At 69.6% G+C, this 6,795-nt stretch carries 4 protein-coding genes; 1 reads left to right on the forward strand and 3 read right to left on the reverse strand.

All coding sequences use genetic code 11. The features are described from left to right. Window positions 1–148: 148 nt before the first annotated feature. Both QM624_RS05630 and rpsO read right to left on the reverse strand, forming a co-directional pair. Window positions 149–2,344: a polyribonucleotide nucleotidyltransferase gene (locus QM624_RS05630; protein ID WP_415089623.1), complete on the reverse strand. Its 2,196-nt coding sequence runs from the start codon at window positions 2,342–2,344 to the stop codon at window positions 149–151. Window positions 2,345–2,646: 302 nt separating this feature from the next. Next, window positions 2,647–2,910: a 30S ribosomal protein S15 gene (gene rpsO, locus QM624_RS05635; protein WP_298132046.1), complete on the reverse strand. Its 264-nt coding sequence runs from the start codon at window positions 2,908–2,910 to the stop codon at window positions 2,647–2,649. Window positions 2,911–3,116: 206 nt separating this feature from the next. On the opposite strand from rpsO, the gene QM624_RS05640 reads away from it, so the two are divergent. Beyond that, the gene (locus QM624_RS05640) at window positions 3,117–5,291 is read left to right on the forward strand and encodes a FlgD immunoglobulin-like domain containing protein (protein WP_415089625.1); all 2,175 of its coding nucleotides are present in this window, start codon (window positions 3,117–3,119) and stop codon (window positions 5,289–5,291) included. An 88-nt stretch (window positions 5,292–5,379) separates the two neighbouring features. On the opposite strand, the gene QM624_RS05645 is transcribed toward QM624_RS05640, so the two are convergent. Continuing rightward, window positions 5,380–6,795 (reverse strand): serine hydrolase domain-containing protein (locus QM624_RS05645; RefSeq protein WP_415089627.1); only part of this gene is annotated, 1,416 nt, incomplete at its 5' end.

Here is a 6,795-nt window from a genome sequence, read left to right on the forward strand (position 1 = left end):
CCGCTCAGCTGCTCGGTAACGACCCGCAGGCCGCTCGGCAGCGTGCTGCGGCGGATCTCTCCACTGCGATAGGCACGCGGCCGAACGGCCTGCGGGATGGGCGACGTCGCCCGGTGTTGTTGAGTCATCTGTCGTGCTGAGCCATCACTCAGACAGCGGCCGGCTCCTCGATCACCGGGATCAGCGACAGCTTGCCGCGATCGTCGATCTCGGAGATCTCGACCTGGAGCTTCTGCCCCACGCTGACGACGTCCTCGACGTTCTCCACCCGGCCACCGCCGGCCAGCGAACGCAGCTTCGAGATGTGCAGCAGGCCGTCCTTGCCGGGCAGCAGCGACACGAACGCACCGAACGGCATGATCTTCACGATCGTGCCCAGGTAACGCTCACCCTTCTCGGGCATCGTCGGGTTGGCGATGGCGTTGATCATCGACCGGGCGGCGTCGGCGGCTTCACCGTTGTCGGCACCGATGTAGATGGTGCCGTCGTCCTCGATGGAGATGTTGGCGCCGGTGTCGTCCTGGATCTGATTGATCATCTTGCCCTTGGGGCCGATCACCTCGCCGATCTTGTCGACCGGGATCTTGATGGTGATGATCCGCGGCGCGAACGGGGACATCTCGTCCGGGGTGTCGATCGCCTCGCCCATCACGTCGAGCAGGGTGTGCCGGGCCTCGCGGGCCTGCTGCAGGGCACCTGCGAGCACGTCGGACGGGATGCCGTCGAGCTTGGTGTCCAGCTGCAGGGCAGTGACGAAGTCACGGGTGCCGGCGACCTTGAAGTCCATGTCGCCCAGCGCGTCCTCGGCGCCGAGAATGTCGGTCAGCGCCAGGTAGCGCATCTGGCCGTCGATCTCGTCGCTCATCAGGCCCATCGCGATGCCCGCGACCGGAGCCTTCAGCGGCACGCCGGCGTTCAGCAGCGCCAGCGTGGACGCACACACCGAACCCATCGACGTCGAACCGTTGGAGCCGAGCGCCTCGGACACCTGACGGATCGCGTAGGGGAACTCCTCGCGCTTGGGCAGCACCGGCACCAGGGCACGCTCGGCGAGCGCACCGTGGCCGATCTCGCGCCGCTTCGGCGACCCGACCCGGCCGGTCTCACCGGTCGAGTAGGGCGGGAAGTTGTAGTTGTGCATGTAGCGCTTGGTGTTCTCGGGCGCCAGCGAATCGATCTTCTGCTCCATGTCGAGCATGTTCAGCGTGGAGACGCCCAGGATCTGGGTCTCGCCGCGCATGAACAGCGCCGAACCGTGCACCCGCGGCAGCACGCCGACCTCGGCGCTCAGCGTGCGGATGTCGCGCGGCCCGCGGCCGTCGATCCGGATGCCGTCGGTCAGTGTCTTGGTGCGGACGACCTTCTTGGTGAGCGCCCGGTAGGCACCGGTGATCTCCTTCTCGCGGCCCTCGAAGGTGCCGTCGAGTTCGGTGTGCAGATCGGCCAGCAGCGCCTCGGTGGAGGTCTCCCGCTCGTGCTTGCCGACGATGGTCATCACCTGGCGCAGCCGCTCGCCGGCAGCCGCGGTGACGGCCTCCATCACGTCGGGCTGGTAGTCCAGGAAGACCGGGAAGTTGCCCACGCTCTTGGGGAACTTGGCGGCCAGTTCGACCTGCGCGTCGCACAGCGCCTTGATGAATGGCTTGGACGCCTCGAGACCGGCGGCGACGACCTCTTCGGTCGGCGCGGTGCGGCCGGAGCGGACCAGATCCCAGGTCTGCTCGGTGGACTCGGCCTCGACCATCATGATTGCGACGTCGCCGTCGGCGAGCACCCGGCCGGCCACCACCATGTCGAAGGTGGCGTCCTCGAGCTGGCTGTTGGTCGGGAAGCCAACCCAGGTGTCACCGATCAGGGCGACCCGGACGCCGCCGACCGGGCCGGTGAACGGCAGGCCGGCCAGAGTGGTGGACGCCGAGCCGGCGTTGATCGCCAGCACGTCGTAGAGCACGTCGGGGTTCAGCGCCATCACCGTGATGACGACCTGGACCTCGTTGCGCAGGCCCTTCACGAAGCAGGGGCGCAGCGGACGGTCGGTGAGCCGGCAGGCCAGGATGGCGGCCTCGCCGGGACGGCCCTCGCGACGGAAGAACGAGCCGGGGATGCGGCCCGCGGCGTACATCCGCTCTTCGACGTCGACGGTGAGCGGGAAGAAGTCGATGCCCTCACGCGGGTTGTTGGACGCGGTGGTGGCGGACAGCAGCATGGTGTCGCCGTCCAGGTAGACGCTCGCGCAGCCGTTGGCCTGGCGAGCGAGCAGGCCGGACTCGAAGCGGACGACGTGCTTGCCGTGCGCCCCGTTGTCGATGATGGCCTCGGTGTACTGCAGATCGGGTCCCTCCACGGGACCTCCTTTCGGGTTTGACCACCGCTGCGGCGTCACGGCCACCCTTCAGCTAGCTGCTGAGGTTGCGACTTGAACCCGGTCTTCGATCGAGGCCCGCGGGGCTTTTCGACCCGAGAGCCACTACCGAGGACCGACGATTCACATGCGTTCGCGCGGTGGACGGTGGTGTGGATATTCAGTTGTTTCCCGGTGATCGAGTTCCGTTGGTTGAGCTTGTCGAAACCCTGTCGTTGGTTGCGCTTGCCGAAACCCCCGGGGATGGCGTGAGGGGAGCAGCCGGAGCCACTCCCCTCATCAAGTCAGCGACGCAGGCCGAGACGCGCGATCAGTTCGCGGTAGTGCTCGATGTCCTGCTTGGCGACGTAGTTCAGCAGCCGGCGGCGCTGGCCGACCAGCAGCATCAGGCCACGGCGGCTGTGGTGGTCGCCCTTGTGCACCTTCAGGTGCTCGGTCAGGTGGGCGATCCGGCGGGTGAGCAGTGCGATCTGCACATCCGGCGAACCGGTGTCGCCCGGCTTGGTCGCGAACTCTTCGATGGTCTTCTTCTTCAGATCAGCGTCCATGAAGGGGCTGCTCTCCTCTCGGTTTCCCGTTGCGCGGCGCTGCCCGACCTAATGGTCTCGATACTTGGGTGATCGATGGGCGGCTCTTGGGGCTCCGCGGGCGTCCTGACGCCAACCCAAGACTTTACCGCAGTGGCTCAACGGGAGCGAATCGGCAGTTCTCGCTTGCTACCCTGGCGCCCACCAGGGTTGATCGGAGCAGAACAATGACCCTAGCCAAGCCGACGATGGCCACACTGACCCTGGCTGCGCTGGTGGTCAGTGGCTGCACGACTCCCCCACCCATTCCCGGCGCAGGCCCCTCCTCCGCGCTCGCCCCGGACGTCCTGGTCCAGGAGAAGCTGCCGACCCAGCCGCAGGACTTCACCGTGCTGGCCGCCACCGGCGACACCATCTGGGCGTCCTTCCCCGAGGGCAGCCCGTGGGGTGGGAACCGCATCTCGCGCGACGGCGGACAGTCCTGGAACCCGGGCATCGGCTACAGCGAGATCCTCGGCGCCACCGGTTACCGCGGGCGTTTCGGATACCTGGCCGGCGAGGACGGCGAAGGCTCGCCGTATCTGATGGATCCCGCGCACCCCGTCAAGGCACGCTCGCTGGCCTGGACGGACGAGGGCGGCCTCCGGATCCGCGCCATGGGTGTCGGGGCCGCGTTGACCAGCAAGAACCTGCTGGCGACGATCAATCGGACGCGGCGGGTCAGCTTCCCCAAGCTGCCTGCCTCGGCGCCCGGCGCCGGCCACCGCTACGCGTTCACCGGTGACGCGAAGTACGCCGTCCGGATCACCACCACGACCGGTAAGCGGGACTACGCCGGCGTACTCAGCACCGCCACCGGCAAGTCGAAGGGGGTGCTCCGGTTGCCGCGCACGGCGCAGCACCGGGTGGCCGGCTCCACCCTGTACTCGCTTGTCGCGGGCGCATCCGGGTTGAAGCTGTGTCGCCAGCCGCTGCCGTCCGGCACCGCGAACTGTCAGCAGGTGGTCGCCGGCAATCGAAAGGCGGCCAAGGCCACGCTCTACCAGTTCGGGGCGCTCTCGGTGATCAACGATCCCGGCTCGCCGGCTCCGCTGCTGGTCGAGAACGGCCAGGTCACCACGGTCGCGCTCCCTCAGGGCACCCGGTCCTGGCGCGGGGAGGGTTCCGGCGACCCGACCAGGCCGCTGCTGCGCATCGTGGACGGCAACGGCGAACCGCACCATCTCCGGGTGGCCGCGGACGGCACCACCACCGAGTGGATGACGGTGCCACGTACCCCGGCCAGCCTGGCGTCGCTCGCGATGACCCCGTCCACCCTGCTGGGCAGCTGGGCGCTCGCCGATCCGGAGCGGATCTGGGTCCGCACCCTGACCGACGCCGGCCTCGGCGCGCCCTCCCTGCTACCCGGCCAGACCGTCAGCGCGGCGTCCGGCTCACGCTGGGTTATCTGGCCCGGCGGCAAGACCGTGGCGCTCTACGACGACGGGGTGCGGGTGGGCAACACCACGGGCGTCCGGTCGCTCAGCGGCCCTTATCTGATCGACGGCCGGGCATCGGTGCGCCTGGTCACCGGCAAGCAGCTCGTCGCCAAGGGCGCGCAAGCGATCTTCGGCAGCCTGGTCGCCGGACGCGCGAAGGGGAAATCGAAGGGCTTCGCGGTCACCATCCGCGACCTCGCCGACAGCTCGTTCACGCCGGCAACCGTCACCCTGAGTCGGACCGGCGGCATTTACAGCCAGGTGTTCCTCTGGGGCGATTGGGTCGGCACGACGGTCGATGATCAGGACGGCGATTTCATCACGGTGCTGACGAACCACCGAACGGGAAAGTCCGTCCGCCACCCGGGCACACTGTGGCAGCTCGGCGACGGCTACGCGGTGCTCGAAGTGGCGCTGGACGGCGCCGAGCCCGACTCGGGCGCCACCGAACTGGCGGTCTGGAACACCGCCACCGACGAGTTGACCCGGCTCGGCAGCGGCACGTCGTCGCTCGCCTTCGCCGCCGACGGCAACCGGATCGCCTACACGACCGAGACCGACCTGATCGTCCGGACGATTCCGGGCGTGAACACCGGCGCACCCAGGCTGCTCGGCGCACTCACGGCCGGGAAGGCCACTAAGAAGGCGCCGTGGAAGGTTTCGCTGGATGTGACCAAGCCGCTGGCCGCGGGAACGCTGACGATCACCGATCGTTCCGGACGGCAGGTGCGCATCCTGCAGACGCCGGACGCCCCCGCCGGCGCACTGCGCAACCTCAGCTGGGACGGACGTGACGACGCCGGGAAGGCCGTCGCCAAGGGCCGCTACCGCTGGACGTTGCACGCCTCAGCAGCGGACGGCACCGGCGAAGTGGTGGGCGTCTCCGGCTCGGGCGCCGCCCGCGGAGCGATCACCGTCGGCTGAGCCTCGCCCTCGGTCGAACTCGCCCGCCGCGGTCGGAACTCGTCCCCGACCGCTGGTCGAGCTTGTCAAGACCCTGCTCCGCGCCGCCTCACCACAGTGCGACGGCGAATGCGACCAGGCCGACCCCGACCACCAGGTTGACCCAGGCCAACCACCGACGCCGTTCGGGCAGGAACCCCAGGTCGCGGCCGCGCAGTCCCAGGATGACGGTGGCAGCGAGCGTCAGCCCGAGGACAAGCCCCCACAGCCAACCGCCCACTGACATCCACGGTCCGGACGTCCACAGCAGCAACAGTCCGAAGACCGCTCCCAGGAGGGCGTTGATCGCGGGCAGGATCGCCGTGCACCGGATCACCTCGCGCAGCGCGAGCGCTGAGGTCAGTAGCGCCAGCGCCACCATGCCCAGGGTCACCACGATGAGCGGCATGGGCGGCGCCGGCGGATCCACCGGTGTGCCGTTCAGCAACGCGATCGCGAAGACCTCCAGCTCGGTGGCGGTGTCGCCCATCACCAACACGGCCCGACCGGCCTCGCGATCCAGCGCCAGCATGGTGCGGAACCCGGCCGTGATGCCGTTGTGCCAGGTGACGACCCGGCCGTCCGCGCCGGGGGTGCTGAACCAGGCCCAGCCGATCCGGCTGCCGGCGTCCGAATCGGCGGTCGGCTCCAGCGCGTCCGTGCCGGGCGCCCGTCCGGTGAGTTGGGCCTGCGCCCAGATGGCCAGGTCACCAGCCGTGGTGAACGTCGAGGTGCCCGCCGGCAGGTACCCGGTCCCGGTCCAGCGCGGCGCGGTCAGACCGTTCGCCGCATGACCCCGGACGGCGTTTCCCGGCACGTCGGCGTCGCTGCCGGCGATCACCGTCCGGTCCATGCCGAGCGGGCCGGTGACCCGCTGCGCGACCAGTGCCTGGTAGTCGGCGGCCCCCGAGGCCCGCACCAACGCGGTTCCGAGCAGCGCGAAGCCGAGATTGGAGTAGGTCGGCGGCTGGTCCGCGACGACCGGCGCCGCGGCAGCATCGGCCAGCAGTACCTCGGTGGTGCCGGTGGCGTAGGGGTTGTCGTTCAGCGCGACCCACGCCGTCGCCGCCTGGGCGGTGGCACCGAGCGGCGGCAGACCGGAGCGATGCTGCGCCAGTGAACCCAGGGTGACCCGCCCCGCCGGCGTGTCACGAAGTTCGGGCAGATGCTTCGCCAGCGGGTCCTCGGCGCGCACCTCGCGCCGCTTGATGGCGTCCGCGAAGAGCGCTGCGGTGAAGGTCTTGGTGATGGATCCGAGTTCGTAGCCGGTCTGGTCGTCCGGAGGCAGGCCGGGGCGTGCTCCACCATCGGCGCTGCCGAGGCCCGCCCAACGGATCGACGAGCGGGTCACTTCGGCGACCACCACCGACCGCAGCCCGGAGCCGTCGCCCAGCCCGGCCCGGGCGCGTGCGGCGAGATCCGGGTCGCCGGTCGACGCCGCGGCGAGATGCTGCCGCTGCGGCCCGGCGACGAAGCCGATCCCGAC

This window comes from Micropruina sp. (genome assembly GCF_047606365.1).
Lineage (GTDB): Bacteria > Actinomycetota > Actinomycetes > Propionibacteriales > Propionibacteriaceae > Micropruina.